The organism is Amphritea sp., assembly GCF_016744155.1.
GTDB lineage: Bacteria > Pseudomonadota > Gammaproteobacteria > Pseudomonadales > Balneatricaceae > Amphritea.
On the sequence record NZ_JADGEW010000025.1, the window covers coordinates 34077 to 61069 of the forward strand.

25 protein-coding genes are annotated in these 26993 nt (G+C 48.0%); 22 read left to right on the forward strand and 3 right to left on the reverse strand.

All coding sequences use genetic code 11. From position 1 onward, the window contains the following. The first annotated feature begins 66 nt into the window (after window positions 1-66). The 4 genes from rplU to proB all read left to right on the forward strand — a co-directional run bounded on the left by rplU (window position 67) and on the right by proB (window position 3281). Window positions 67-378: a 50S ribosomal protein L21 gene (gene rplU, locus QZZ54_RS16055; RefSeq protein WP_091361781.1), complete on the forward strand. Its 312-nt coding sequence runs from the start codon at window positions 67-69 to the stop codon at window positions 376-378. Window positions 379-402: 24 nt separating this feature from the next. Then, complete coding sequence (gene rpmA, locus QZZ54_RS16060) at window positions 403-660, forward strand: 50S ribosomal protein L27 (RefSeq protein ID WP_290704152.1); 258 nt, start codon at window positions 403-405, stop codon at window positions 658-660. Between the two features lie 170 nt (window positions 661-830). Continuing rightward, a complete protein-coding gene (cgtA, locus tag QZZ54_RS16065) occupies window positions 831-2033 on the forward strand; it encodes an Obg family GTPase CgtA (RefSeq protein ID WP_290704155.1) in 1203 nt (400 codons plus the stop codon). Window positions 2034-2156: 123 nt separating this feature from the next. Continuing rightward, window positions 2157-3281: a glutamate 5-kinase gene (gene proB, locus QZZ54_RS16070; protein WP_290704157.1), complete on the forward strand. Its 1125-nt coding sequence runs from the start codon at window positions 2157-2159 to the stop codon at window positions 3279-3281. An 85-nt stretch (window positions 3282-3366) separates the two neighbouring features. Here the strand turns inward: proB and rpsT are convergent, their stop codons facing one another. Beyond that, complete coding sequence (gene rpsT / locus QZZ54_RS16075) at window positions 3367-3633, reverse strand: 30S ribosomal protein S20 (RefSeq protein ID WP_290704159.1); 267 nt, start codon at window positions 3631-3633, stop codon at window positions 3367-3369. Window positions 3634-3901: 268 nt separating this feature from the next. Here rpsT and murJ point away from each other — a divergent pair, with 268 nt between their 5' ends. From murJ to thiO, 18 genes are all read left to right on the forward strand, one after another. Further along, entirely contained in the window at window positions 3902-5509 is a 1608-nt protein-coding gene (gene murJ, locus QZZ54_RS16080; protein WP_290704162.1) for a murein biosynthesis integral membrane protein MurJ, read from the forward strand. Between the two features lie 93 nt (window positions 5510-5602). Next, the gene (gene ribF, locus QZZ54_RS16085) at window positions 5603-6535 is read left to right on the forward strand and encodes a bifunctional riboflavin kinase/FAD synthetase (protein ID WP_290704165.1); all 933 of its coding nucleotides are present in this window, start codon (window positions 5603-5605) and stop codon (window positions 6533-6535) included. 33 nt (window positions 6536-6568) lie between these two features. Next, window positions 6569-9373 carry an isoleucine--tRNA ligase gene (gene ileS, locus QZZ54_RS16090; RefSeq protein WP_290704167.1) on the forward strand — a complete coding sequence of 935 codons (2805 nt, stop codon included), beginning with the start codon at window positions 6569-6571 and terminating at the stop codon, window positions 9371-9373. Between the two features lie 10 nt (window positions 9374-9383). After that, on the forward strand, window positions 9384-9878 hold the full coding sequence (gene lspA / locus QZZ54_RS16095) for a signal peptidase II (RefSeq protein ID WP_290704170.1): 495 nt from the start codon (window positions 9384-9386) through the stop codon (window positions 9876-9878). Between the two features lie 11 nt (window positions 9879-9889). Beyond that, window positions 9890-10333, forward strand: coding sequence for a peptidylprolyl isomerase (locus QZZ54_RS16100; protein ID WP_290704172.1), 444 nt, complete (start codon window positions 9890-9892; stop codon window positions 10331-10333). A 171-nt stretch (window positions 10334-10504) separates the two neighbouring features. Next, on the forward strand, window positions 10505-11038 hold the full coding sequence (gene pilV, locus QZZ54_RS16105; protein WP_290704174.1) for a type IV pilus modification protein PilV: 534 nt from the start codon (window positions 10505-10507) through the stop codon (window positions 11036-11038). 8 nt (window positions 11039-11046) lie between these two features. Next, window positions 11047-11790: a PilW family protein gene (locus QZZ54_RS16110; RefSeq protein ID WP_290704177.1), complete on the forward strand. Its 744-nt coding sequence runs from the start codon at window positions 11047-11049 to the stop codon at window positions 11788-11790. Then, a complete protein-coding gene (locus QZZ54_RS16115) occupies window positions 11790-12374 on the forward strand; it encodes a PilX N-terminal domain-containing pilus assembly protein (protein WP_290704180.1) in 585 nt (194 codons plus the stop codon). Before QZZ54_RS16110 ends, QZZ54_RS16115 begins: the two co-directional genes overlap by 1 nt. 2 nt (window positions 12375-12376) lie before the next feature. Then, window positions 12377-15148 (forward strand): PilC/PilY family type IV pilus protein, encoded by a 2772-nt coding sequence (locus tag QZZ54_RS16120; RefSeq protein ID WP_290704183.1) that lies wholly within the window; start codon window positions 12377-12379, stop codon window positions 15146-15148. Next, the gene (locus QZZ54_RS16125; protein ID WP_290704186.1) at window positions 15148-15582 is read left to right on the forward strand and encodes a type IV pilin protein; all 435 of its coding nucleotides are present in this window, start codon (window positions 15148-15150) and stop codon (window positions 15580-15582) included. Before QZZ54_RS16120 ends, QZZ54_RS16125 begins: the two co-directional genes overlap by 1 nt. A 22-nt stretch (window positions 15583-15604) precedes the next feature. Next, complete coding sequence (locus QZZ54_RS16130; RefSeq protein ID WP_290704189.1) at window positions 15605-16090, forward strand: GspH/FimT family pseudopilin; 486 nt, start codon at window positions 15605-15607, stop codon at window positions 16088-16090. Between the two features lie 229 nt (window positions 16091-16319). Next, window positions 16320-16823, forward strand: a complete 504-nt coding sequence (locus QZZ54_RS16135; RefSeq protein WP_290704192.1) for a GspH/FimT family pseudopilin — start codon at window positions 16320-16322, stop codon at window positions 16821-16823. Beyond that, window positions 16823-17257: a type IV pilus modification protein PilV gene (gene pilV, locus QZZ54_RS16140; RefSeq protein ID WP_290704195.1), complete on the forward strand. Its 435-nt coding sequence runs from the start codon at window positions 16823-16825 to the stop codon at window positions 17255-17257. The genes QZZ54_RS16135 and pilV (QZZ54_RS16140) overlap by 1 nt, the downstream gene beginning before the upstream one ends. A gap of 3 nt (window positions 17258-17260) precedes the next feature. Beyond that, on the forward strand, window positions 17261-18220 hold the full coding sequence (locus QZZ54_RS16145) for a PilW family protein (protein WP_290704197.1): 960 nt from the start codon (window positions 17261-17263) through the stop codon (window positions 18218-18220). Continuing rightward, window positions 18220-18669, forward strand: a complete 450-nt coding sequence (locus QZZ54_RS16150) for a PilX N-terminal domain-containing pilus assembly protein (protein ID WP_290704200.1) — start codon at window positions 18220-18222, stop codon at window positions 18667-18669. Before QZZ54_RS16145 ends, QZZ54_RS16150 begins: the two co-directional genes overlap by 1 nt. A gap of 31 nt (window positions 18670-18700) precedes the next feature. Next, a complete protein-coding gene (locus tag QZZ54_RS16155; protein ID WP_290704203.1) occupies window positions 18701-23236 on the forward strand; it encodes a PilC/PilY family type IV pilus protein in 4536 nt (1511 codons plus the stop codon). Then, entirely contained in the window at window positions 23233-23634 is a 402-nt protein-coding gene (locus QZZ54_RS16160) for a type IV pilin protein (protein ID WP_290704206.1), read from the forward strand. Before QZZ54_RS16155 ends, QZZ54_RS16160 begins: the two co-directional genes overlap by 4 nt. 104 nt (window positions 23635-23738) lie before the next feature. Next, a complete protein-coding gene (thiO, locus tag QZZ54_RS16165; protein WP_290704210.1) occupies window positions 23739-24830 on the forward strand; it encodes a glycine oxidase ThiO in 1092 nt (363 codons plus the stop codon). A gap of 68 nt (window positions 24831-24898) precedes the next feature. Here the strand turns inward: thiO and nadE are convergent, their stop codons facing one another. Beyond that, window positions 24899-25732, reverse strand: a complete 834-nt coding sequence (nadE, locus tag QZZ54_RS16170; protein ID WP_290704213.1) for an ammonia-dependent NAD(+) synthetase — start codon at window positions 25730-25732, stop codon at window positions 24899-24901. A gap of 181 nt (window positions 25733-25913) precedes the next feature. Continuing rightward, entirely contained in the window at window positions 25914-26846 is a 933-nt protein-coding gene (locus QZZ54_RS16175) for an outer membrane protein assembly factor BamD (protein WP_290704216.1), read from the reverse strand. Between the last annotated feature and the right edge of the window lie 147 nt (window positions 26847-26993).

Consider the following 26993-nt stretch of genomic DNA (forward strand, 5'->3'; position numbering starts at 1 on the left):
ATGGTTCAACCATTTAAAGTAGGCGTCTTATTTAGTAGCAGGATGGGTTTTAAACTGGAGATTAAAATGTACGCAGTAATTGTGAGCGGCGGTAAGCAGTACCGAGTTCAGGAAGGTCATACTCTGAAACTGGAAAAATTGGCTGTAGAAGCGGGTTCAAATGTTGAATTTGATCGTGTTCTTCTAGTAGCTAACGGCGACGATGTTAAAATCGGCGCGCCAGTTGTTGAAGGTGCTAAGGTTACAGCTGAGGTTGTTAGCCACGGTCGCGCTAAGAAAGTTCATATCATGAAGTTCAAGCGTCGTAAGCACCACATGAAGCAGATGGGTCACCGTCAGCACTTCACAGAAGTAAAAATCACTGGCATCAATGCCTAAGACTGTTTGGTAGGAGAGTGACAAATGGCTCATAAGAAAGCAGCAGGTAGTACGCGTAACGGTCGCGATTCCGAGTCAAAACGCTTAGGTGTTAAGCGTTTTGGTGGTCAGGTAGTTGTTGCAGGTAATATCCTGGTTCGTCAGCGCGGTACTAAGTTCCACGCTGGCCCAAATGTAGGTATCGGCAAAGATCACACCCTGTTTGCTAAGGCAGACGGTGTTGTTAAATTTGTTGTTAAAGGCCCGCAAAAGCGTAAATATATCACTGTAGAAACCGCTTAATACGGCTTTTATGCTTAAAAAAGCTCCGCGGTTGCGGGGCTTTTTTTGTTTCTGGTAGCTGATTGAGCTTGTTGTTGAAAGTCTATCCTGTTTGGTAAGGTATGCTTTCAACAGCCGGTTTGAGTGGCATTATGTTTAGCGCCTGGATCCAGTGTGTCTGGAGGTGAATAATGAAATTTGTAGATGAAGCGACGATAACCATCGAAGCCGGAAAGGGGGGTAATGGTACCCTGAGTTTTCGACGTGAGAAGTATGTTGCCCGCGGCGGCCCGGATGGCGGTGATGGCGGTGACGGTGGTTCAGTATTTGTTGAGGCGAATGAGTCTCTGAATACGTTGATCGATTTTCGCTTTCAGCCTCGTCATAAGGCTGATAACGGTAAGGGCGGCCAGAGCCGTAACTGTACCGGGTCGAAAGGTGAAGATCTGATCATGCAGGTGCCTGTGGGCACTACTGTATTTGATATCGATACCGATGAGGTGTTGGCAGATTTGACCGAGATTGGTCAGATTGAAAAGATCGCTCAGGGTGGTTTCCATGGTCTAGGGAATACGCGTTTTAAAAGTAGTGTAAACCGAGCGCCTCGCCAGACTACAAACGGTAGTCTGGGTGAAACCCGTAACGTCAAGTTGGAGCTTAAGGTTCTGGCGGATGTGGGTTTGCTGGGTCTGCCGAATGCGGGTAAGTCTACCTTTATTCGTTCGGTGTCAGCTGCTACGCCAAAGGTTGCTAATTACCCGTTTACTACGCTGGTGCCAAACCTGGGTGTAGTGAGTACTGAAAAGCATCGTAGTTTTGTTATTGCGGATATTCCCGGCATTATTGAAGGCGCGGCAGAGGGTGCGGGTCTGGGTATTCAGTTCCTGAAGCATCTGGCGCGTAATCGTATTTTGCTGCATCTTGTGGATATGGCTCCCTGGGATGGCGTGACTCCTGCGGAATCTGCTCAGGTCATCGTTCGCGAGCTTGAGAAATTCAGCCCTACCCTGGCGGCTCAGCCGCGTTGGCTGGTGCTGAATAAACTGGATATGGTGCCTGAAGAAGAGCAGGATGAACGCTGTCAGTCGGTGGTTGATGCCCTTGGCTGGGAAGGTCCGGTTTATCGGATATCTGCGATCAATAAAATGGGTACTAAGCCGTTAGTGCAGGATATTCAGAAGTTCCTGGATGAGTTGGCTGAGCAGTTAGTGGAGAATCCTGAGTTGGTTGAGCAGGAAGCTGCTGCACGCCGATCTATCGACCGTGAAGGGCGGGAGCGGATTGAGCAGATGCGTGAAGAGGTTCGTGCTAAGCGCCGTGCCGAAAATGACTTTGACGACGATGATTACGACGATGACGATTATGACGTTGAAGTGGAGTACGTAAAGACTTAGGGGCTGTTAACTCTACCGGAGCGGTATTTGGCGAGGCTTAGGTTTTGTTTCCTGTTATAGGTCAGTTTTTTCAGTAAGGGTTGCTCAGGTAGTGTGGGCGATTTTTTGAGAGAGTAATTACCAGTGAGTCAGGCGCGTAATAAGCTGAAAACTTCCCGTCGCTGGGTTGTGAAGATTGGTAGTGCATTACTTACAGATGATGGTAAGGGGTTGGATCTGGCGGCTATCGGTCGCTGGGTGGATCAGCTGGCTCAGCTGCGCCGGGATGGTGTGGAAGTTGTGCTGGTTTCCTCTGGTTCCATTGCTGAGGGAATTGTACGGTTAGGCTGGTCTAAGCGCCCTCACGAGGTTTATAAATTGCAAGCTGCCGCGGCAGTTGGGCAGATGGGATTGGTGCAGGCCTATGAGACCAATTTCAAACGACATGACACCCATACAGCACAGATTCTGCTGACCCACGAAGATCACTCTGATCGAAAACGTTATCTCAATGCCCAGGCAACTCTGAAGACTTTGTTGTCTGTTGGTGTAGTGCCGGTTGTGAATGAAAACGACACCGTGGTGACCAAAGAGATCCGTTTTGGTGATAACGATACTCTGGGCGCGCTGGTAGCGAACCTTGTTGAGGCGGATGCGCTGATTTTGCTGACAGACCAGAATGGTTTATATACAGCAGATCCCCGTTCTAACCCTGATGCAACTCTGATCTCTGAAGCGATGGCGGGTGATAGTTCGCTAGAGGCGATGGCTGGCGGCGGTGGTCTTCTGGGTCAGGGTGGTATGGCAACTAAGGTGCGTGCTGCGAAACTAGCTGCGCGCTCCGGTGCGGTGACGCTGATTGCCAGTGGTAGGGAAGATAATGTGTTGCTGAAGCTGCGGGATGGGGCTGAGCTGGGAACGATGCTGGTGCCGGAGCAGTCGCCTATGGCGGCGCGGAAACAGTGGATTGCCGGACATTTGCAGGCTCGTGGTACTTTGACTTTGGATGCTGGTGCTGTAACGGCGTTGGTTGAACGGGGTAAGAGTTTACTGCCAACGGGTGTGCGAGCGGTCACCGGGTCATTTTCCCGTGGTGAGATGGTTGTTCTTTCTGATGAGCATGGCAAGGTGATAGGTCGTGGTTTAGTTAACTACGGGATTCGGGATGCGCAAAAGATTATCGGTCAGCCTAGTTCTCGTATTGAAGCTTTGCTGGGATTTGTGGGTGAGGAAGAGTTAGTGCATCGGGATAATTTGGTGTTGGCGTAAAGTTCTCTTTTTTAGTTCTCTTTTTCCAGGCATAAAAAAACCGGCATAGCCGGTTTTTTTTATTGCAGGTTGCGTCTCAGAGAGATTATGCAGCCAGCTTTTTGATAGCAGCATTCATGCGGCTCTTCTTGCGAGCAACCTGATTCTTGTTGTAAATGCCTTTAGTTACTGCACCATCCATTAAAGGCTGTGCTGCAACGAAAGCTGCTGTAGCAGCTGCGTGGTCGCCAGACTCAATAGCAGTAACTACTTTTTTAACGTAAGTACGAACCATGGAACGCAGGCTCGCGTTATTCTGACGGCGCGTCTCGGCTTGGCGAGCGCGTTTACGGGATCCTGCGGAATTAGCCACAATCCGACTCCTCTAAACTATTTAAAAGTTAATCGACAAAAGTTAGTCGATATAGAGATGCTTAAATGTTTTTTGTTAAACATCTGAGCATCGAAAATTAAGACGCGAGATTATTCATGTTTGCGGTCTGAGTGTCAATAGGTAATTGAGAATAAGTCAATATATAACGCCCGGGTTTATTGGTGTTAAGCGTGGTTTGAACAAGCATTTTAATAGCTTAATGGGTATCATCATCTGCAAACCATCTGGGTGGCAGGAAAGTAAGGCATTGAGCAGAAAAGAATCGCAGCCGGACGGCTCTCAAAAAGAGGGGGTTGAAGCGTCGGAACATAAGGTTACAAAGTCACGTAGTTTGTTACGCTCCAGTGCGCTGGTTGGCATGATGACGATGCTTTCACGAGTCCTGGGGCTGGTGCGTGATGTGGTGGTAGCTAACTATTTTGGTGCAGGTAGTAGTGCCGATGCCTTTTTTGTCGCCTTTAAAATTCCTAACTTCTTGCGTCGTCTGTTTGCCGAAGGGGCCTTTTCCCAAGCGTTCGTACCGGTGTTGTCGGAATATCGCAGCCTGAAGGATATTTCTGCTGTCAAAGAGTTGGTTGATAGGGTGGCGGGTAGTCTCGGGTTGGTGTTGATGTTTATTACCGCCCTGGGGGTGTTGGGTGCTCCCGTACTCGCGGCTGTTTTTGCGCCCGGTTTCTATATAAACGATCCATTGCGATATGGATTGGCCGTTGAGATGCTGCGTTTTACCTTTCCTTATCTGTTACTAATCTCCCTGACCGCATTTGCCGGTAGTATTCTGAATAGTTACGAGCGCTTTGCTGTACCTGCGTTTACGCCCGTATTGCTGAATCTATCGTTGATCGGTGCAGCAATCTGGATGCAGCCACTGTTTGATCAGCCCGTGATGGCGCTGGCGCTGGGTGTGCTTATTGCCGGTTCAGTGCAGTTGCTGTTTCAGATTCCGTTCCTCTGGCGACTTCAATTGCTGCCCTCGCCAAAACTGGGTTTTGATCATGAGGGCGTCAAACGTATCCTGACATTGATGGTCCCTGCGCTATTTGGTGTCTCGGTTAGCCAGATAAATCTGCTGCTGGATACTTTGCTGGCGTCTTTTCTACAGACTGGCAGTGTCTCCTGGCTTTATTATTCAGATCGGTTAGCTGAACTGCCGCTGGGTGTTTTTGGTATCGCCATCGCAACCGTTATCCTGCCGAGCTTATCCCGTAAGCATGCGAAGAGAAGTACCGACCATTTTTCCCGAACGCTGAACTGGGCAATGCGCATGGTATTACTTATCGGTATGCCTGCCGCGATGGCTCTGTTGGTGTTGGCTGAGCCTCTGATTGCAACGTTGTTCCATTACGGAGAGATGACTGACCGGGATGTGATGATGGCGGCGATGAGCTTGCGGGCTTACGCCTGTGGCTTAATGGCCTTTATGCTGATTAAAGTATTGGCTCCGGGTTATTTCTCGCGACAGGATACTAAAACGCCGGTCAAGATCGGTATTTATGCAATGGTCGTCAATATGGCGCTGAACCTGCTCTTGATCGGCCCGCTTGACCATGTGGGTCTGGCGCTGGCGACGACGCTTGCTGCTTTCTTGAATGCCGGGTTGTTGTTGCGTGGGTTGATAAAAGAAGGCGTGTTTAGCTGGCAGCCTGGCTGGTTAAAATGGTTGTTACGCATGGCAGCTGCGAACGCTGCGATGATAGGTTTTCTGTTGTTGCTTGTAGATAGTCCGGAGCAGTGGCTGGCGTTTGATATGTGGCAACGGATCTCGCAGATGGCGATGCTGGTTACTGGTGGAGGGCTGATCTATCTGATGGTATTGCTGTTGCTGGGGATGCGCCTCCGGGATCTGCGCCATTAATCGGCCTATATCCCCGTTGATTGATAGCGAATATTGGTCTAACTGGGGTATAATTTCGCGCTTATTTTTATTTGCTGATGAGATTGGGGTGACATGGAGTTAATTCGGGGTTTGCATAATCTGCGTGACAAGCATAAAGGCTGTGTTGCAACGATCGGCAACTTTGATGGTGTGCATCTGGGTCATCAGCAAGTGTTGGCACAAGTTCTTCGTAAAGGAGAGGAGCTCGGTTTGCCAGCGGTGGTGATTATTTTTGAGCCCCAACCCAGAGAGTTTTTTTCGGGTAGTCAGGCTCCACCCCGGCTTACACGCTTTGATGAGAAGGTGCGTTTACTCAAAGCTCAGGGTGTCGACAGAGTGTTGTGTCTCACCTTTAATGAACGGCTGCGCACAATGAGTGCTGATCAGTTTGTCGACGAGTTGTTGCTAAAAGGCCTGGCGGTTCAGCATTTCGTGGTGGGAGATGATTTCCGCTTTGGTTGTGATCGAAGCGGAGACTACAACATGCTGCGCCAGAGCGGTGAGCGTTATGGTTTCAGGGTGGTAAATACTGAGACCTTTGATGTCGATGGCGAGCGGGTTAGTAGCACTCGAATCAGGACAGCACTGCAGCACAACGACTTAGCCCTGGCTGAAACGCTGTTGGGTCGTCCTTACTGTGTTACCGGCCGGGTTATGCATGGTCAGAAGTTAGGCCGGACGATCGGTGTACCTACTGCCAATGTACGGATGCACCGATTTCACTGTCCTCTTGAAGGTGTTTATGCGGTAACGGTTACCGGGAAAGGGCTATCGGCAGAGGGTGTGGCTAATGTAGGAATGCGGCCGACGGTAAATGGCCAGCATCCAGTACTGGAAGCACACCTGTTTGACCTTGATAGTGATTTGTACGGCCAATTACTGACAGTGGAATTTAAAGCTTTTATTCGTCCAGAGAAAAAGTTTGATGGACTGGATAGCTTGAAGCAACAGATAGATAACGATATTAAACAGGTCAGGAACTATTTTCTGACAGGCGCCTTATAAGGCCAAATTAGACGATCCAGAAGCGATACGACAATGACCGATTATAAACCGACCCTGAACTTACCTAATACTAAGTTCCCGATGCGCGGCAATCTGGCTCAGAAAGAGCCTCAGATGCTGAAACAGTGGCAGAAGATGGATCTGTACCAGAAGATTCGTGAAGTCGGCGCGGGTCGCGAAAAGTTTATTTTGCACGATGGCCCTCCCTATGCGAACGGTGATATTCATATCGGCCACGCGGTTAATAAAATTCTGAAAGATATTATCGTTAAGTCTCGTACACTGGCGGGCTTCGATGCCCCTTATGTTCCGGGTTGGGATTGCCATGGTCTGCCGATCGAACACAATGTTGAGAAGAAGTTTGGTAAGGCTGGCGTTAAGCTCTCTTACGGTGATTTCCGTGAGAAATGCCGTGCATATGCCGCACGCCAGGTAGAGGGTCAGAAGAAAGACTTTATCCGTCTGGGTGTTCTCGGTGACTGGGAAAATCCATACCTGACTATGAACTTCGACACCGAAGCCAATATTATCCGGGCGCTGGGCCGTATCGCTGAAAATGGCCACCTGGTTAAAGGTTATAAGCCGGTTTACTGGAGTGTCGTCGGTGGTTCTGCACTGGCTGAAGCGGAAGTTGAATACCAGGATAAATTTTCCCTGGCGATTGACGTGCGCTTCGCGCCGGTGGATCAAACCGCTTTCCTGAACTGCTTTGAAGAGTTGTCCGGTGAAGGTGACGCTTCGGTGGTTATCTGGACTACCACCCCTTGGACGTTGCCTGCTAACCAGGCTGTTTCTCTGAACGCTGAGCTGGACTATGTACTGGTTCAGGCAGGTGGTGAGCGGCTGTTGGTGGTTGAAGAATTGGTTGAAGATGCGATGCAGCGTTACGGCATCGATGATTATGCGGTTGTTGGTCGTTGTCAGGGCGCTGCTCTGGAAAATCAGCAACTACACCACCCGTTCTACGATAAGCAGGTGCCGGTGATCCTGGGTGATCATGTGACAACTGATGCGGGTACCGGTGCGGTACATACCGCGCCTGATCACGGCGTGGAAGACTTTAACGTCGGCCGCGCTTATGGCATTGGTACGCTGAATCTGGTCGGTGCTAATGGTGTATTTACTGAAAACGCCGGTGAGTTTGCCGGACAACATGTTTATAAAGTTGAAGATGCAATCGTTGCTGCGCTGGAAGCCAATGATCGTCTGATTCTGAAGAATAAATTCAGCCACAGTTATCCACACTGCTGGCGAACCAAAACCCCACTGATCTACCGTGCCACTCCTCAGTGGTTTATCAGCATGGAAGAGAAAGGCCTGAAGAAGGATGCGCTGGAAGCGATCAAGCAGGTTGAGTGGTTCCCAGGCTGGGGTCAAAACCGGATCGAGTCGATGGTCGAGCAGAGCCCTGACTGGTGTGTTTCCCGTCAGCGTACCTGGGGCGTACCTATCGCGTTATTTGTCAATAAAACGACCGCCGAATTGCACCCGGATACTGCTAACCTGATTGAACAGGTGGCGTTGAAGGTTGAACAGTCGGGTATCGATGCCTGGTTTGATCTGGATGCTGCCGAGCTGTTGGGTGATGATGCCGATCAGTACGAGAAAGTGCTGGACACACTGGATGTCTGGTTTGATTCCGGTGTGACTCATTACTCTGTACTTGATCAGACAGAGGGTCTGCAGTTCCCTGCGGACTTGTATCTGGAAGGCTCTGACCAACATCGTGGTTGGTTCCAGTCCTCGCTGAAGACCAGTATAGCTATTAAAGGTTGCGCGCCTTACAAACAGGTGCTGACCCATGGTTTCACCGTCGATGGTGATGGCCGGAAGATGTCTAAGTCTGTGGGCAATGTTGTCTCGCCTCAGGAAGTGATGAATAAGTATGGTGCGGATATCCTGCGTTTGTGGGTGGCTTCGACTGACTTCAGTTCTGAGATGACGGTTTCTGATGAAATTCTGAAACGTACCGCCGACGCGTATCGCCGTATTCGTAATACTGCACGTTTCTTACTGTCTAATCTCGAAGGCTTTAATCCTGAAACCGATATGGTTGCACCCGAGGAGATGGTCGCGCTGGATCGCTGGGCGGTAGATCGTGCGGCTTGTCTGCAGGATGAACTGGAAGGTCATTATGATCAGTACCAGATGCTGCAGGTATATCAGAAAATATCGCACTTCTGTTCGCTGGATCTGGGTGGTTTCTATCTGGATATCATCAAGGATCGACAGTATACCGCTAAGTCCGATTCAGTGGCGCGTCGCTCCTGTCAGACCGCTCTGTATCATATCGTTGAAGCGATGGTGCGCTGGGTGGCTCCGATACTTAGCTTTACTGCCGATGAAATCTGGAATGAGCTTCCGGGTGATCGGGCTGAATCCGTTCAGCTGGCTACCTGGTATACCGGCCTGACTAAGATGGATGATGGTGCAGAACTGGGGCGTGATTACTGGCAGCAGGTTCTGGCGGTTAAAACTGCGGTAAACAAAGAGCTGGAAAATCAGCGTAACGCTGGCAATATTGGCGGCAGTCTTGAGGCGGAAGTGACTCTGTTCTGTGTGCCTGATTTACAGGAACAGCTGGAAAAGCTGGCGGATGAGCTGCGTTTCGTGCTGATTACCTCGCAGGCGGCTGTACGTCCGATTGCAGAAGCCGTTGATGCTGTTGCCACTGAACTGGAAGGGTTGAGTGTAAACGTTGTTAAAACCGAGCAGGCGAAGTGTGGTCGTTGTTGGCACCATCGTGAAGATGTGGGTAGCAGTGCTGAGCATGAAGAGCTCTGTGAACGTTGCGTTGATAACGTTGCCGGTGACGGCGAACAGCGAAGCTTTGCATAAGGTCTGAAGTATGACTATTCAGCGAACAGCGCTTGGCTGGCTCTGGCTGGTGGCAGTGGTTTTAGTACTGGATCTATTTACTAAATATCAAGCTACTAGCCTGCTTCCCTATGGTGTTGCGCATCCCCAGTTGCCCGTATTTGATCTGACTCTGTTGCATAACACCGGGGCAGCGTTTAGCTTTCTGGCTAAAGCGGGAGGCTGGCAGCGCTGGTTCTTTGCCGCTATAGCGGTAGGCGTCAGCATTGTATTGCTGGTGTGGATGGCGCGTACTCCGCGTCACCAACGTTGGTTGGGTGCAGGGCTGGCTCTGCTATTAGGCGGAGCACTGGGAAATCTTTACGACCGAATAGTGCAGGGGTATGTAATCGACTTCATTTCGTTGCACTACAAAGGTTATTATTTCCCTGCATTTAACCTTGCTGATACGGCGATTACTATCGGTGCAGCTATGCTGATTATCGATATGATATGGTTTTCTGATACTAAGAATAATTCAAACTAAAGGTCTGTGTTATGTCACAAAATACGCCACAACTGACAATCACTTCGGATGCTAAAGTAACGCTGCACTTTGCTATCAAGCTGGAAGACGGGCAGGTAATTGATTCCAATTTTGAAGGCAAACCGGCTACTTTTACGGTAGGCGATGGTCAATTGCTGGAAGGCTTTGAGAAAACCCTGATGGGAATGCAATCCGGTGATGAGGCGGTGATTGATATTCTGCCTGAGCAGGGTTTTGGCATGTCTAATCCAAGTAATATGCAGCGGCTTCCTCGGAAACAGTTTGGTGATATGGTGCTGGAATCTGGCTTGGTTGTCTCTTTTGCCGATGCCTCTGATGGTGAGTTGCCAGGGGTTGTTGCTGAGTTTGATGATAAGATGGTGACAATCGATTTTAACCATCCTCTGGCGGGTAAAAACCTTAAGTTTGAAGTTAAAATACTCTCAGTTGAGTAAGCTCGTAATTCTGTAGCTGAACCGGTTTATAAACTTTTTATTGAGTCAGGTCAGTATTTTACGGTACTGACCGTGTCGAATACGTTTGGCAAAAAGTAACAGTCCTGTCTAATATAATACCTGTTGAGCGCCGTAGGCGCTTCTATAGACAAAAACAACAAGGATGTTGTGATGTGTATACAGGGTTTGTTTTCTCCTCATTTTCCGTTCGTCACTGATCAGCTGGTCTCTCGACGTTTCTCGCGCTTTGACTCCTCTGCAAAAAAGACCTCTCAACAGGGTGTTAGCCTGATTGAAGTGCTGGTGACTCTGGTGCTTGTGGCTATCGGGCTGTCTGGCATGATGATTATGCAGGTCCGTGGTTTAGAACAGAATCAAAGTGCTTACCTGCAAACGCAGGCGATAGCGATGGCGGGTGATTTGGCTGATCGGATGCGCCTGAATAAGACAGCTGCATTGAACGACTTCTATCGCCTCGCGGAAAATGACACCGCCGCTAATTTTGCTAACCCCGCGTCTACCCCCATTGAAAAGAAACTGGCCTATAACGATCTGAATACCTGGTTAGGCTGGATTGAAACCAGCCTTCCCCTAGGTAATGCAGTGATAACCCGTAATAACCAGATCATTCAGATCATGCTCAGTTGGGGCGGTGAGGGTGGTAAGCCGACCGGAAGTTATACCTATGAGATAGACCTATTATGAGCCCTGATATGAGCCCTGATATGAGACCGGATATGGGGTCTGCCTCCCTTACTGGCAACTATCAGTCCGGCTTAACGCTGATCGAATTGATGATTGCTTCTGTGATTGGTTTGCTACTGACCTCTGCAATGCTGACTGCTTATGTGGCTTCAGCGCGGACTTATCAGCTTCAGGATGCGATGTCTGAAGTCCAGGAAAGTGGGCGCTTTGCTATGCATGCTTTGTTAAAAGACCTGCGTCAAACTGGTGTCGGAGTCTCTGGTGATCTGATTATCGAGGGGGTGTTCAATACCGCAGATGATGTTGCTGCTTTTGAATCAACCCACTCTGATTTGATCATTGTTCAGAAAAATGTACGTAGTGAAATAGTCTATCTGCCGGGTCTGGAGGCTGATGGTATTGCTTACTATATCGGCGCTACCGGTGTTGGGCGTATCGCACTTTATAAAAATGGCGATGCCCTGGTTGAAGGCGTTTCAGAGCTGATAATCGAATACGGAGTCGACGCTGACGCCGATAAGCTTGTGGATAATTATAAAAAACTAGCCAGCATGTCCGCAGCCGATAAGGATAACATCATCAGTGCCCGTTTTTATCTGTTACTGAGTAGTTCCGCAACGGGGGTTACAGGTAAGACGCAGCAGCTGGCAGCCCCCTTTGCTGCTGTGGATACATCTGACCGGCGTCTTTATCAGATATTTACAGCGACGGCGTTACTTAGAAATGCACTGGTAGTGAAGGAGGGCAGCTAATGACCATTAGAGCTCAGTATTTTTGCAATGCTCAACGTGGAGCTACATTAGTGGTTGCGCTGATTTTGCTGCTGGTTATGGCGTTGATGGCCTCTACCTCTCTGCAGAGTAACGTATTGCAGCTGCGGATGGCGGCTAATATGCAGGATGAAACTGTCGCCTTTGAAGCAGCAGAAACGGCGTTGCTCTATTCAGAAAAGTGGTTATCTGAGCAGGGAGAGATGCCCGACCTGATTCACTATGATGACTGGCATACAACTAGCAGAGAGTTTGTTTTTGATAGTTCAAAGAGCTCTTTGCTGAAAGAGAAGCTGGCCCAGCTTGACTCGGTCAGTGACTGGGAGAATAAAGCCCAGTTGGTCACCCTGTTCGATGTTAATGCCGCTAAACCGGGCAGGGTCGATGAGCCGTCTCGAGTGACTCTTGAATTCAGGCAGTATGATGCGGATAACAAGACAGTCAAAGGCGCCTATCTAGGTGAGTCAGGCTCTGGATTGTTTCGCCAGTTGAGTAGAAATACGGGAGTGACAGGTAACAGTGAAGTGATTCTCGTCAGTGAATATCGTAAGCGATTTGAGTATTGATAATGAGTAAAACAGGGAGGTTTAAAGCATTACTACTGACGGCGCTATTAGCCTGGCAGGCAGATGCGGCTGAATATAATCTGAGTCAGATTCCCATTGGTGTCATTGAGACGGCTGAGCCGAACGTGATGCTTCTGCTGGATACCTCGGGAAGTATGGGGAGTGCTCCCGGCAGTGGAGGAGCGTCAAAGATGGAACAGGCTAAATCTGCAGCTGAAGCGGTGATTAAGTCGGGACAGGGGATGAAAATCGGGTTGGCACGGCTGAATGGAAATGATGGTGGGCAGATAGATGAAGCCTGTGGTACGAGTCAGACCGATCTTTTAGCAACATTACAGGGCTACAGCGAAGGCGGTAATGCCCCGGTTGCAGAAGCGCATTACGAGGTTACTCGTTACTTCAGGGGGATGCGAGGCCACTTTACACATACCAGTAGTAACTACCAATCTCCGATAACCAGTCAGTGCCAGAAAAATTTCACTATCGTGCTTTCAGATGGCCAGCCGACTGAGGATGGGGATTTCCTTGGTATTAATGACGCTGATGCGGGACGTAACTTACCCAACTGGGATAAGTCCGATGATGATTCATCCCTCGATGGGGGAAGCGCACCCGCAGACCCTAGATACTTCCTGGATGACCTGGCAAAGTTTGCCTGGGAAACAGACCTGAGTAGTCAAGATGGCGTGCAGAATATGCACACTTACACGATCGGCTTTGATATTAATTTCCCTATGTTGAATAGTGCGGCAACCAAAGGGCATGGTGAGTATTTTCTAGCGGGTAATGAATCTGAACTGCTTGCCTCGTTAAATAGCATCTTTGCTGATATTAGTAAAAAATCATTCACAGAAACCCGTTTGAGCGCGAACAGTGGTTATCTAAACACAGGACTCAACCTCTACCAGGCTAGTTACAATACGGCTAGCTGGTCTGGGGAACTGAGTGCTTATAGTGCTGTCATTGATTCAATATCCGGTGACCTTGGCTTTGACTCTGTCCCAGTCTGGCGCTCGTCGGCATCTATTCCCGCAGAGACAGCCCGGGTGGTTATCACTAACAGGGGGGCTGCTGCGCTCCCCTTTCGCTCGAATAGGTTGAGTGCTGTTGAGCAGCTAGCATTAGGTTACCCCTCGGTTGACGAGTTGGTCAGGTATATCCGTGGTGAAGAGATTGCGGGTCTTCGTGTCCGAAGTCATGTGCTTGGCGATATTATTCATTCTAATCCTATCTATATTGGGGCATCCCGGGGCTTTAATAGCAGTGCCTCATATCGGACTTTTAAAACAAGCACCAAAGCCCGCGAGCCGATGGTCTATGTGGGCGCCAATGATGGCATGCTTCATGGCTTTAGGGCGTCAGACGGTAAAGAGCTCCTCGCCTATATCCCTTCGGTATTATTGCCCAAACTTAAACATCTGGCCGATGAGGAGTATGGGCATCATTACTATGTTGATGGTTCACCCATGGTGAATGATGCGATGATCGATGATGTCTGGCGAACGATGCTTGCCGGAGGTTTGAATGCTGGTGGGCAGGGAATCTATGTGCTCGATATAACGGACCCTGGCCATTTTACTGAGGCAGCGGCTAATCAGATTTTTGCTTGGGAGTTTACCGATAGTAACGACGCAGATATGGGTTATAGCTATGCTCAGCCTGCGATCGTTAAGCTTCAGGATGGTCATTGGTATGTGGCTTTCGGTAACGGTTATAACAACACTGAACCGGATGGGCATGCCAGTACTAGCGGAGACGCAGTTATTTATCTGGTTGATCTGGCCACCGGGCAGCAGATGATTAAATTATCCACCAATACTGGTATAGATGAGGCTCCGGTCGGGCTTGATCGACCAAACGGTATGTCGACCCTATCACCGGTGAGTGATGACGGGGAAACGGTCACTGTTATTTACGGGGGTGATCTTTATGGCAATGTGTGGAAATTTGATCTGAGCGGCCCGGATTCCTCTGCGTGGAAACTGGCATACAAACTCTTTCAGGCTTGTCGTAGCTCAACACAGAGCAATCCCTGTAGTACCGATGATATCCAGCCTATTACTTCAGGTATTGCAGTGTCTGAAGATAAAAAAGGGCATAACTTTCTCTTTTTCGGTACGGGTAAGGATTTCGAACTTTCCGATAAAGCAGATGACAGCCTGCAAACCTTTTATGGGGTTCTGGATAAAAATACAGCTGTTATCGGAGGGCGGTCGGCTTTGTTAGAGCAGTCTGTCTATCAGCAAGGTTTCTTTGATATTGGCGGTGTCACCCGCGAGCTTCGGCTAACGACAAATAACAGATTGCAAAGCGTTCAGGCGGGCTGGTTTATGGATCTTCAGGCTCCTGATGGCAAGGGTAACTGGATAGCCTCGGGAGAGCGAATGCTGGCTGAGCCACAACTTACAGGCCTTAACGTTACTTTTGCTACAAAACGCTATACCTCTGACCCCTGCCAAACCGGTGGGGAGAGTTTTGAGACAATACTAGATAAATACTCAGGTAGTCGGCTGAGTTATGTCGGCACTGATAATAACCGGGATGGTCAGTTTGATGACAAGGATAAAGTAATCGATACCCATGGTGATGAGGTGGCTGCATCAGGTGAAAAGCTGGGTAATGGAATGGGGGCTACTATAATTGCTGGCGATGATTTCAATTATCGGGTGGCAGTCGGTGATCAATCTGACTCGGATAAAAGTCCACCTGACAAAGTGCAGCAAGATCCAGGCTCTAATGGCCGTACAAGCTGGCGTTATCTGGAGCGTGATTGATGCTACGAAAACCTGAACCTAAGTCGGGTGGCTTTACCATAATAGAGTTGATGATTGCAGTTGCCATCGTAGGTTTGCTAGCGGCGCTTGCTTACCCCTCATATTTGCAATACATACAGCGAAGCTGGCGAGCATCTGCCCGACTTTGTTTACTGGATATGAGCCAACAGATGGAGCGTCGGTATGCTTCTGACTTGAGTTATGGGCCGATCTTAGATACCGCTGGTAACGATACCGTCTTTACTTCTGCCTGCGTGACTAATGGTGATATGGATAGTCGCTATGGGTTTCATGGTGTTGTTAATGGCGGGTTTGTTTTACTAGCTGCGCCTATAGGTGGGCAGAGTAATGATGCATGTGGGCAGCTAGGAATAGACCAGTCGGGTACTAAATCGGTTGCTGGTGGTACCGCAGCACTGGCTGAATGTTGGTAATAGGTTTGATGGAGCAATGGCTATGGATGGTCGCACAGAAAAAGGCGTTACTCTGATAGAGTTGTTGGTGGCCTTAAGTGTATTAGCAATCTTGCTGACGGTAGGAGTGCCATCATTGGCGGGCTTTGTCAGCTCGCAGAAACTTGATTCCACCGTACAGCTATTAAAAGACAGTTATAGCCAAGCTCGTTACGAAGCGGTTACCCGCCAGCAACCCGTTACTCTCTGTCCTCTGGATGTTGCTAGTGGCAGCTGTGGCAGTAGTTGGAGTGAAGGGGTGTTCAGTTATCTCGATCTCAATGGCGATAATAGTTATGACTATCTTCAGGATACTCTGTTGCGTCAGAATGAATTCCCCAGCGGTGTGTTGGTTGATTATAAAAAGCGCCTAAAGATCAAGCTAAGTCCTAGAGGAACGACAGGGGATACAGGAACCTTCACTGTGAAAGTCTCAGGAGATGAAAAAGCCTTAGTGGTTTCCAGTATGGGACGCATTAGAAGAGGCTGATATATTCCTTAATTCATCACAAAATAAGATTTAAATCAGTTACATAGCGGTTTTATTAGATTTAGTCTTACTTCTTTCGTACAGCTGTTTAGTTTCTTTGAAAAATTTATCATACTCTTTTTGAGGACTATAGACTGGGAGCTTATTTATTGAGCAGCTAGACTGTATGATGCTATGAGTCGTTTAATGGCCTTATAATTGTTAGCTAGATTTACGGAGGAGCATCCCATTGCGAAAGCAGCTTAAACAGGTTCAGGGTTTTTCATTATTAGAGCTAATGATTGCCCTTGTTGTACTAGGTGTTCTACTTGGGATAGGTATCCCTAGTTTTAACTCTATAACCGAGTCAACTCAGCTTAGAGCTGTTACTCATAGTTTAAATTCAGCAACTCAGCTCGCTCGCTCAGAGGCTCTTGATACCCGGGATGATACCGCTGTGTGCCGTGCAAGTGTTAATTTTGATGCATGTGATTTTGCTACAGATTGGAGTACGGGCTGGGTTGTGGTGACGCTGACAGGTGCAGATTTAGAAACTCCGGCCGATGTTACTGTAGTGAGAGTTTGGGAGCCTGTGGATATCGTTGTTTCTGGTGCGGCTAATGGATTTGTGTTTAATAGCTCTGGCCGTGCGACTACGAATGGAGATATACAGATTCAAAGTAACGCAGAAAGTCGTTTCATATGTGTAAATGGAAGCGGCCGAGTGGCTGTTCTAGAGGTCAATTGCCCATAATGTCTACTCATACAATAAAAAGATGCTTCAATGAACGAGGCTCATCGCTGATAGAGGTGTTGATAGCTGTTGTAATTATTTCTATAGGGCTGCTTTCGGTTGCTGCTCTACAAACAGTCGCCTTAAAAAGCAATCATGGCTCTTATAATAGGTCTCAGGCAACCTTTCTAGCCTATGACCTTGCTGACAGGATGAGGGCTGCCCCGGCGTCCGCTCTCAATGGCGATTATGATGATGGTGCAGGAGGGGATCGTGCTGAATGGGATGCGAGAGTTCTTGCGCAACTAAATACAGGAGCAGTTGGGCTGGTCACGAGGAATAACCGAGTCGTAACTATTAGAATTCGTTGGAATGATAATCGTGCGAGAATTCGAGCAGAGAATGATGTGAATGATGCAGCTTTAATCGATTTTATTTATAGGATGGAGTTTTAATTGATGCCTGCCCAATTACTGAACCAGCGACAGAAAGGTTTTAGTTTAATCGAGTTGATGATCGCTCTGGTCTTAGGGCTGTTTATTGTGGGAGGGGTTTTGGCCGTTTTTATTGGTAGTTCTGCAAGTTTTAGCAGTAATGAGGCGCTCTCCCGTGTTCAGGAAAATGGTCGCTTTGCGCTGGAGATTATTGCGGAGGATCTACGCAATACAGGAAATAAAGGCAGCTGCTGGGGTCAAGTGACAGATGTTATCAATACCGGCGATGCTGACTACGAGGCAGATGCATACGATTTGAATGATCCTATAAAAGGATGGGTTGCAGCTGCAGGGGAGTTTTTTGTGGCTGATTTAAATACTTATAATGCTAACACCGATATTGTATTAATTAAGCATGCTGCGGACACTGTAAACGCGACACTTTCAGCCAATGTTGGCTCTACTGCTGCCAGCTTTCCTATTGCCGGAGGGGTAATTCCAGGGGCTATTCTTCTTCTGTCTGATGCTGCAGGCTGTGACCTGTTTCAAAACACAGCGGCTCTTAATTCCTCAACTCTTCAACGGGGAACGGGGGGGGTTACTATTGGAAATGAAACCGTACTATCTCAACCACTGAGTCATTCGTATTTGGGTTCTGGAAGTACGGAAATTTCGTCGCTTTCCAGTACGCTTTATTATGTCGGTTCAGGCACGTCGACAGCATCAGCATTACGTAGTGTGAATTATGATAATGGTGTTGCCGCGGATCAGGAGCTAGTTGAGGGTGTAGTCGATCTTACCTTGGTTTATGCAGTCGTGTCTGGCGCGGGTCCTGCTTTAGATTATACCAATACGGCGGCTGATATTACCGCCGCTAATGAATGGGATGATGTTGTAGCGGTAAGAGTCACTGTGGACATAGAAGGTGAACAGAATATCTCTCATCAGTTTACGACGACTGTTGCCCTTAGGAATCGACTGTAATGATGATTGAACGGAAAATGGCAGCTAAAGATAAAGAGCGTGGCGCGGTATTAATTATCGCGCTTATCTTCATGCTTATACTCTCTTTTATCGCCGTGAGTTCCATGCAGGGGACCACAATGCAGGAGAAAATGTCTGGGAATCTTCGTGACCGGTATTCTGCGTTTAATGCGGCGGAGGCTGCATTGCTGGAAGGCGAGCGACAAGCGAGTATTAATTACTTTAATAATAGTTTAGATGTTGATACGCCAAGTACTGGCACTTATGCAGGTTCATTTTCAAGCAATGCTGAGCCTTCTTGGAATGCTGAGCTGATGGCTGATATTTATGTGAGTACGTCTATTGATGCGGAGCCTTCAGGTGCTGTCATAAAAGTAACGGCCTCTTCAGATGGGCGTTCTGGACAATCAGATGTCTTACTTGAATCAATTTATGTAGTGGAAGAATAGGTTTGCCTACTCTGCTATGGGGGACTTTTCAATGAAACACTTTGAATCTACACGCCGATGTTGGGTAGTCTCTGCGTTTATGGTTATGTTTAGCTCTTTGTCGTCGCAAAGTATAGCTTCGACGGTTGCACAAACTCCGCTGTTTTTGGGACAGGGTAATGTCCCCGGTAACCTATCACTAGTGCCGTCTGTCGAGTGGCCAACAGTATTAAGTGCCGCAAATATTGGTAGTTATAATGAAGACAGCGAGAGTATAGGTTATTTTGATTCGGGAAAATGTTATCGCTATCAATATGATGCAGCCGAACCAGATCGGCATTTTTATCCAGTAACCTCGACAGCGAACTATAAATGTCCTGGTAATTATTGGAGCGGTAATTTTTTAAACTGGGCGACCACGCAAACGATAGACCCGTTTCGCTGGGCATTAACGGGAGGCTATCGGGTTAAAGATACAACAACGGAAACCTGGATTGAGAAAGCGAGGCATAGCGGTCAAAATAACAGCTTTGATGATCGCTACCTCAATGGAGCTGCCGTTGTTAATAATGCGACACCCTTCTCCACAGCTACCTTTCGGACTGATATCGGCGGGCTGGGGAATCAGATGCATTTTACCCTGCCTTCAGGGCATGGTTTTATGAACTTAACAGGACCGATTTCATATAGTACTGTGCTTAATGATACGGACTTTAGCTCAGGTTGGACGGATTACTCCAGCGGGGCAGTTGTTCAAAGCTCTACTGAATCTGTTGAGTCAGGGGGTAACTCACTTAAAAAAATTAACAATAACGACCCTGATGGTGGTTACAAAAGCCTTTCAGCAGCGGTAGATTACGACGGTTTTGTGTTTGAAGGCTGGATCTATCGGCCAACGGTTGGAACTCAATCGGGTGCGTCTGATCGTTTAGCGTTGTCGGATAACAGTGCTAACGGTTATGGCTTTAGTATTTCTGGCAGTAACTTCAAAATTGAAAAGCGAAATGGCGGTTCTGCCAGCTCTATCAGTAGTGATGTTTCATGGACTAGACTGACTGATCAGTGGTACCGCTTTGTGTTTGAAAGTGTACCGGGCGATAAATTCAAGCTGACTATTTACAACAGTGCGGGCACTCAACAGGCTACAGTAACCAGTAATACGGATACCAGTTATAACAATTTCAGTCGCTTATATGTTCACGGGGGCCATGAGTATTACGTAGATAAAGTTTCGGTTGTTTCTTATTCAGGATCTGGAACGCTGGCCTATGACCCTATTTCGGTTGATATATTTGGTACCACTGTACGAGTAGCGGTGTGTGATTCCAGTATAGGGGTCGAATCAAACTGTAAACAGTATGGTAGTAACTGGAAGCCGGAAGGGCTGATTCAGCGTTATTCCGAGGAGATCAGGTACAGTATTTTTGGTTACCTGAATGACTCAAATATCAGGCGTGATGGGGGCGTTCTTCGGGCACGTAAAAAGTTTGTGGGCCCTATGAAGTTGGATCCAACAGCAGGAGAGGTTACAAATCCTAATGCTGAATGGGATGCGACGACTGGAATTATGGTTCGCAACCCTGATACGAGTGATGCATCAGGTGCCGCAGCCTATTATGGAACGACGATATCTGACAGTGGTGTGCTGAACTATTTGAATAAGTTCGGCCAGCTGAATAATAATTCGCTCAAAAGTTATGATCCCGTCAGTGAGCTGTATTACACCGCGCTTCGCTACTATAAACATCAAAGTAGTATCGATGAGTATTATACGAAGTCCCCTGCACATAACTCTTCTCCTGGAAGTACTGAAATTGCTAAATGGGTAGATGGTTTTCCTGTTATTCGCACTTGGGACGATCCCATTCAGTACGCCTGTCAGAAGAATGTAATCTTAGGTATCGGGGATGTTAATACCCATAGAGACAAAAACCTTCCAGGAAATACCAGCGGGACAGATGAGCCGACCAAGCCAACAGAGGTAACCTCTGACAGTACGGTTAATGTGAGAACCGCTACTAACAAGATAGCCGCACTGGAAGGCATTAGCATTGATACTGGGGCTGCCAGCTATTCTGGCCGAAACAACTCTGCATTTATGGCAGGTCTCGCTTATGATGCCAACACTATGGATATTCGCCCAGTTGATTTTGCAGGTACACAAACTGTACAAACTTATTGGGTTGATGTGCTTGAAAACCAATATCTTCGAAACACAAGAAACAATCAGTTTTGGCTGACCGCCAAATATGGTGGCTTTGTGGTTCGTAAACATCCTAGTTGTTCCTCGGCCACTTATACTCCTACAGGAACCGAGTGTAATGAACAGAGCTTAGGTGATCCCTATCTGCGAACTGCGCCGTTACCTGAGTGGTGGTGGTATACCAATACGGATATGTTGAATCCTGATGAGTCGGGCGCTGATTATAGAAGAACTGATAACTTTTATACTGCTGGTGATGCCCGTAAAATGGTTGATGGTCTAACGGACGCCTTTGCATCAATTACCGCTTCAGTTCGAGGTGCAGCGTCTGCGTTAACTGCGAATACGTCTCGCCTAGGTACAAACTCAGCACTGTTTAATGCACTGATGGACTCAAATCTATGGTCTGGCGATCTGGTTGCAAGAGGGATTAGTTCGTCAGGAGTATTAGCGTCGGCAGACACATGGAGTGCTGCCACCGTTATGGATGCTCTTGCAGAGTCTAATTTGATAAATCGGAAGATTTTCACTAGTACCTATGCGACAGAAAATTCTATTACCGGTATTACCCTTAATGCGAGTGGTGTTGACTTTAAATGGGCGGACCTGTCTGCAGAACAGAAACTGATGCTGCGGACAACGCCAGCAAGCGGGACGCCAACGACGGAAGCTGTAGCACAGCAGCGATTGGATTTTTTAAGAGGTAGTCGCACCCTTGAGCAAACATTAACTAATACTTCTAATCCTTTCAGGGAGCGTGGTAGTCGTCTTGGAGATATCGTTAACTCATCTCCTCAATATGTAGCCCAGAAGAATTATGGGTTTAGCAGCTTGGGTAGCCCGTTTTCAGTCTCGACTCGCGCGGCATATCTGACCTATCGTACATCGACTACTTATGTTGATAAGCCACCTATTTTGTTAGTAGGCGCTAACGATGGAATGTTGCATGCCTTTGATGCAACGTTAGGCACGAACGGCGGTAAAGAGTTATTTGCCTACGTGCCTTCCGGTGTGTTCAGTAACCTGTTTGAGTTGGTTTATCCTGACTACGGTCATAAATACTTTGTTGATGGTGTTCCTCGGGCATTTGATGCCTGGTTTGCGCCAGCAGATGTGCCAATAGGGGTCACTTCAGGGTGGAAAACAGTTGTTGCTGTAACGCCTGGTGGTGGTGGCGCTGGGGTTTCGTTGCTAGATGTTAGCGACCCTGAAAATATGACTAAAGATGATGTACTTTGGGAATTTTCACATCAGGATATGGGGGCTTTAGTACAGCAGCCATTCATCGCGCCTCTTCCGAATGGAAAGTTTGGCGTCATTGTATCAAGTGGTTTTTCCCATGGTGCGGCTCAGGGGCATATATGGATTTTGAATGTAGCTGATGGCTCAATCATAAGAGATATTGTTGTACCGACGACTGGTGGTTTAGGGCAACCTTCAGTTATCGATCTTAACCGGGATAAAATTGTAGATCGTATCATTGCCGGTGATACCCTTGGTAATGTTTGGCGGTTTGATATTACAGGGGCTGTTTCGAGTAATTGGGCGCCCCCATTGTCCCTGCTGAGCGGGACTACTCCACTACCGTTTTATGTGGCTAAGGATGCCTCAGCTGTGCGTCAGCCAATAACCGGGCCAATAAATACCGCTTTTGATAGCAAAGGAAATCATATGGTGCTGTTTGGCACCGGCAGCTATCATCTGAGTGGAGATAATGAAGTAGGTCTCAACCCTCAAGTGCAAACGCTTTATGGAGTGTTGGATACAGGTGTGGTTGTCAGTGACCGATCACAACTGTTGAAGCAAGAGATTCTATTCGAAGGTTCAATAGGTAGTAATGGAATACGGGTAACAAGTAATAATCACCTTCAGTCTTCGGATAAAGGTTGGTATCTAGATCTCGAATGGTCAACCACTAGAGGTGGGCTAGGGGGAGAGGGTGAGCTTATTGATACTCGGCCTGTGCTGAGAATAGGCCAGGTGCTTGTGTCGACGAAAATTCCGTCTTCAGACCCTTGCAAAGGTGGCGGCAGTAGCTGGGTTTTGGCGTTAGATTATGAATCTGGTTCTCGCCTCAGTAATACAACCTTTGATTATAACGATGACGGGACCTTTACTGCCGATGATTTAGCGGATGTTCCTACGACAGATGCCAGTGGTAATCCTATAACGGTATCTACAGATGGTTCTGGAATAATGTTCGATAAAGATACTGGAGGATTTGTGAATCTAGGCGATGGGTCTCTGGTAAAAGGAGTTGACGCTTCCACTGGTGCAGGGAAAACCTGGGCATGTCTGAGCAACAGCAGTAGCGCAACGATTAGCTGTCCTGAGTTTAATGGTTCGTTTAGCGAAGGACGTAAGAGCTGGAGAGAGATTAGATGACTCAGATGAAACATGAGCGAGGTTTTACGTTGTTAGAGCTGCTGATCGTAGTAGCCATTGTCGGAATCTTGTCAGCGATTGCTTATCCCAGTTACCAGGAAAGTGTCGCTGATGGCCGGCGGGTTGATGCTCAGGCAAACCTGCTTTCTTTGGCTCAGTACATGGAACGAGAGTATACTGAGAACGGTGCCTATGACGATGCAGGGACGGCGTTACCCTACAATGAAGCGCCTAAAGATGGCACGCCTAAATTTTATGATTTAGCATTAACAGTTCAGTCAGGGGCTGTATTTACGATTAGGGCAAGACCTAAAAACGGCATGTTAGGTGATCGTTGTGGAGATATGACGCTCACTCATACAGGGCAAAAAAACGCTGTAGATCCCGATTGTTGGTAACTCGCTGTTTTATTGAAATAAATCATGCTTAAATGAAATAAAACGCGTCTTCTGCGCGTTTTTTATATACTCATTCCTCTTTGTACAAACCATAAGGCTCATCTATGTCTGACTACCTGATTATTGGTGCAGGTGTTATCGGTATGCTGACGGCCAGAGAGCTGGCGCAGTCGGGTGCTGAAGTTACCCTGGTGGATATGAATAATTGCGCCCAGGAAGCATCCTGGGCCGGTGGTGGTATTGTCTCACCCCTTTATCCCTGGCGTTATTCCGATCCAGTGACAGCTCTGGCGACTTGGTCGCAAACCAGTTATATCCATCTGGCTCAACAGCTATTAGAAGAGACCGGTTTGGATCCTGAGCTTCGCCAAAAAGGCATGTTTATGGTCGGTGTTGAGGATGCTGAGGAAGCTTTGGCCTGGGGGCGTCAGTATCAGAAGCCGATGGAGCGGGTTAGTAGCGATTTCTTGTATCAGAAAGAGCCTGGTTTAGCGTCAGGTTGTGACTCTGCTTTATGGATGCCTGAGGTTGCCAGTATCCGTAATCCTCGTTTGGGACGCTCTCTGCGACGCAGTATGGAGATTACTGCGAATATCAACCTGATAGAACAGAGCAAGGTAGAGGGTCTCATTGCTAAGGATGGATCGGTAACCGGCGTACGATTGGCTGATCAGACGCTATCCGGGAATAAAGTTATTCTCGCGGCGGGAGCCTGGAGTGGTGAGTTGCTAGCCCCGCTGGGGATTGAGTTGCCAGTTGAGCCGGTTAAAGGTCAGATGATGGTGTTTAAGGCACCGGTAGGTTTGATTAATCGTGTGGTGTTGATGGAGGGACGCTATCTGATTCCCCGTAATGATGGCCGGATACTGGTGGGGAGTACTCTGGAACGGGTTGGCTTTGATAAACAAACGACGGAAGAAGCGAAGGCGTCTCTTTATCAAACGGCTATTAATATCTGTCCAGCCCTGGAAGGCTATGAAATTGAGCATCATTGGGCAGGTTTAAGACCCGGGTCTCCTGAAGGAATTCCCTATATCGGTGGGGTACCGGGTTATGACAACCTATATATCAATGCGGGACACTATCGTAACGGATTGGTCCTGGCGCCTGCATCGACACGGTTACTGGCCGATCTGTTGCTGAGTCGTCAACCGGTGATCGCCCCTGCACCTTATCAACTGGAAGGGCGGGTATAGCTCATCAGGTTTCGCACATTAGATGAGATGTGAGCATCAGATAAAAAAGGCCTCTCATGAGGCCTTTTTTAATTGTAGATCGTCGGTATCGGTTGGCGTTTATGTTCAGTCCACTTATAGATAGCTATGAGTTTATCTTCCACTTCTGGGCTGACGGCCTTGCCTTCTAAAAAGTCATCAATCTGATCGTAGCTGAGCCCCAGTGCGGCTTCATCAGTCTTTTGGGGTTCATCACACTCAAGGTCTGCAGTGGGAGTTTTGTGAATGAGTTGTTCCGGTGCGCCCAGGGCTTCAGCCACTGCCCGAACCTGTCGTTTGCTTAGGCCGAACAGTGGTGCCAGATCGCAGGCGCCATCACCATGTTTGGTATAAAAACCGGTGATGTTCTCTGCGGAATGATCGGTGCCTAAGACCAATCCACCGAGTAAACCGGCGATCTCATATTGAATGGTCATGCGGATACGGGCTTTTACATTGCCCTTGGAAAAATCGATATGTGCAGGGCTGCCAGCATCCACACCGGCGACATTTAAGGCCTCCAGAGTTGCCGAATGTACTCCATCGGCACCGGGCTGAACGTTTGCAGTCACGCATTTAGTTGGCGATATAAAAGAAACTGCGGCCTGTGCATCGTCCTCGTCCTGCTGGGCGTTATAGGGTAAACGGACAGCGATAAAACGAAAGTGATCAGTGCTCTCTTCGATATTGAGCTGTTCTATTGCCAATTGAGCCAGCCGTCCGCAGGTCGTTGAATCAACCCCCCCACTGATACCAAGCACAAGATGTTTACAGCCACTGGCCAGTAGAGTTGTCTTAATAAAGTTTACCCGACACTCAATCTCGGTTGAGGTATTGATCTCGGGTTTAACTTGCATTGCTGCAACAATTGAAGCTCTGTCCATTATCTACTCTCGTGATTTGTGGCTTGATCTGTTGGTTATTCTAAGGGAAAGCTGCAGAGGCTGTGAAGTGGTTTTCTGCTGGCACATAAAGGGCGTTAAAAATTCAATAATAAAAAAGGCGCCGAAGGGCGCCTTGTATCAATGTGATGCGTAAATCCAGACGTGTAGTTTACTTCTGCGCTTATTGTTTCTGTTCTTTGTCTTCGCTATCAAAAATGCCGAATGTCAGTCGGCTAAACCAAGAACGTTCTTGCTCTGGTTGTGCTGCCTGAGTCGTTCTAACAACCGGGCGTGCTTTTTCGTTGCTGCCTAGCAGTCCGAAAGTGGCGGTGCTTAACAGAGACTCTTTTTTGGCGAGACTGATATTGGATTGATAGCCGGGGAAGTTAGCATCCAATACGGCTTGTGAATCATCTGCCAGGTCCGCCATGCCCAATTCAGAATATGCCAGCACCATGACTGAGAGAGCATCGGGGACCGCAGGGGTTTCCTGGAAATTTTCCACTACATAGCGGCCTCGGTTTGCTGCAGCGACCCAGGCTTCACGTTTTACATAATAACGGGCAACATGCACTTCGTAAGTGGCCAGTCGGTTTTTCAGATAGGTCATCCGCTTCTGCGCATCGGGTGCGTATTGGCTATTCGGGAACCGCGAAATCAGTTGTTGGAAGCTTTGGAATGATTCCAGAGCGTTGCCTGGATCACGTTGGGTCTCATCGATTGGTAGATACTTTTCGAAGAAGGTTCTGTCTTGCTCAAAGGAGGTCAGGCCTTTCAGGTAAAGAGCGTAATCTAAATTCGCATGGTTTGGATTCAGGCGAATAAAGCGGTCCGCAGTAGCCCTTGCTGCTTCTGGCTCGAAATTCTTGTGATAGGAAAAGATTAACTCAAGTTGAGCCTGATCTGAGAAGCGCCCAAAGGGATAACGCGCTTCAAGTAGCTGTAACTTTTCAATAGCAAGCGGGTAGTTTTCCCCTTCAAGAAATCCCAGGGCGTCGTCATACAGCTCCTGTTCGGGAACATCAGGTGTTTCTTTTTCATCACCGCCAAACCATGAACAGCCAGAGGCCATCAGAGTGATAGAAACAATTGCAAGCAGCTTTGCCAGGCGCATAAAGATATATCCTGCTGTAAGTGAGAGTTTACCCTTGGATAACAGCGGCTACTGTTAGTTTCAGGTATACTGTGCAAAATTAATTCGGCCTATTTAAACATAACCTAAAGGCAAGCCAAAGCATCTCTGTGTTTTCCTTGCTATAAA

Bases quoted from the DNA above. Each gene is read 5' to 3' on its own strand.
- ribF (WP_290704165.1), top strand. From the start codon at position 5,603: ATGGAGTTAATTCGGGGTTTGCATAATCTGCGTGACAAGCATAAAGGC.
- ileS (WP_290704167.1), top strand. From the start codon at position 6,569: ATGACCGATTATAAACCGACCCTGAACTTACCTAATACTAAGTTCCCG.
- QZZ54_RS16120 (WP_290704183.1), top strand. From the start codon at position 12,377: ATGAGTAAAACAGGGAGGTTTAAAGCATTACTACTGACGGCGCTATTA.
- QZZ54_RS16130 (WP_290704189.1), top strand. From the start codon at position 15,605: ATGGATGGTCGCACAGAAAAAGGCGTTACTCTGATAGAGTTGTTGGTG.
- QZZ54_RS16160 (WP_290704206.1), top strand. From the start codon at position 23,233: ATGACTCAGATGAAACATGAGCGAGGTTTTACGTTGTTAGAGCTGCTG.
- QZZ54_RS16155 (WP_290704203.1), top strand. From the start codon at position 18,701: ATGAAACACTTTGAATCTACACGCCGATGTTGGGTAGTCTCTGCGTTT.
- QZZ54_RS16115 (WP_290704180.1), top strand. From the start codon at position 11,790: ATGACCATTAGAGCTCAGTATTTTTGCAATGCTCAACGTGGAGCTACA.
- QZZ54_RS16110 (WP_290704177.1), top strand. From the start codon at position 11,047: ATGAGCCCTGATATGAGACCGGATATGGGGTCTGCCTCCCTTACTGGC.
- rplU (WP_091361781.1), top strand. From the start codon at position 67: ATGTACGCAGTAATTGTGAGCGGCGGTAAGCAGTACCGAGTTCAGGAA.
- pilV (WP_290704195.1), top strand. From the start codon at position 16,823: ATGTCTACTCATACAATAAAAAGATGCTTCAATGAACGAGGCTCATCG.
- nadE (WP_290704213.1), bottom strand. From the start codon at position 25,732: ATGGACAGAGCTTCAATTGTTGCAGCAATGCAAGTTAAACCCGAGATC.
- QZZ54_RS16100 (WP_290704172.1), top strand. From the start codon at position 9,890: ATGTCACAAAATACGCCACAACTGACAATCACTTCGGATGCTAAAGTA.
- pilV (WP_290704174.1), top strand. From the start codon at position 10,505: ATGTGTATACAGGGTTTGTTTTCTCCTCATTTTCCGTTCGTCACTGAT.
- cgtA (WP_290704155.1), top strand. From the start codon at position 831: ATGAAATTTGTAGATGAAGCGACGATAACCATCGAAGCCGGAAAGGGG.
- QZZ54_RS16145 (WP_290704197.1), top strand. From the start codon at position 17,261: ATGCCTGCCCAATTACTGAACCAGCGACAGAAAGGTTTTAGTTTAATC.
- QZZ54_RS16125 (WP_290704186.1), top strand. From the start codon at position 15,148: ATGCTACGAAAACCTGAACCTAAGTCGGGTGGCTTTACCATAATAGAG.
- thiO (WP_290704210.1), top strand. From the start codon at position 23,739: ATGTCTGACTACCTGATTATTGGTGCAGGTGTTATCGGTATGCTGACG.
- QZZ54_RS16150 (WP_290704200.1), top strand. From the start codon at position 18,220: ATGATGATTGAACGGAAAATGGCAGCTAAAGATAAAGAGCGTGGCGCG.
- lspA (WP_290704170.1), top strand. From the start codon at position 9,384: ATGACTATTCAGCGAACAGCGCTTGGCTGGCTCTGGCTGGTGGCAGTG.
- QZZ54_RS16175 (WP_290704216.1), bottom strand. From the start codon at position 26,846: ATGCGCCTGGCAAAGCTGCTTGCAATTGTTTCTATCACTCTGATGGCC.
- rpmA (WP_290704152.1), top strand. From the start codon at position 403: ATGGCTCATAAGAAAGCAGCAGGTAGTACGCGTAACGGTCGCGATTCC.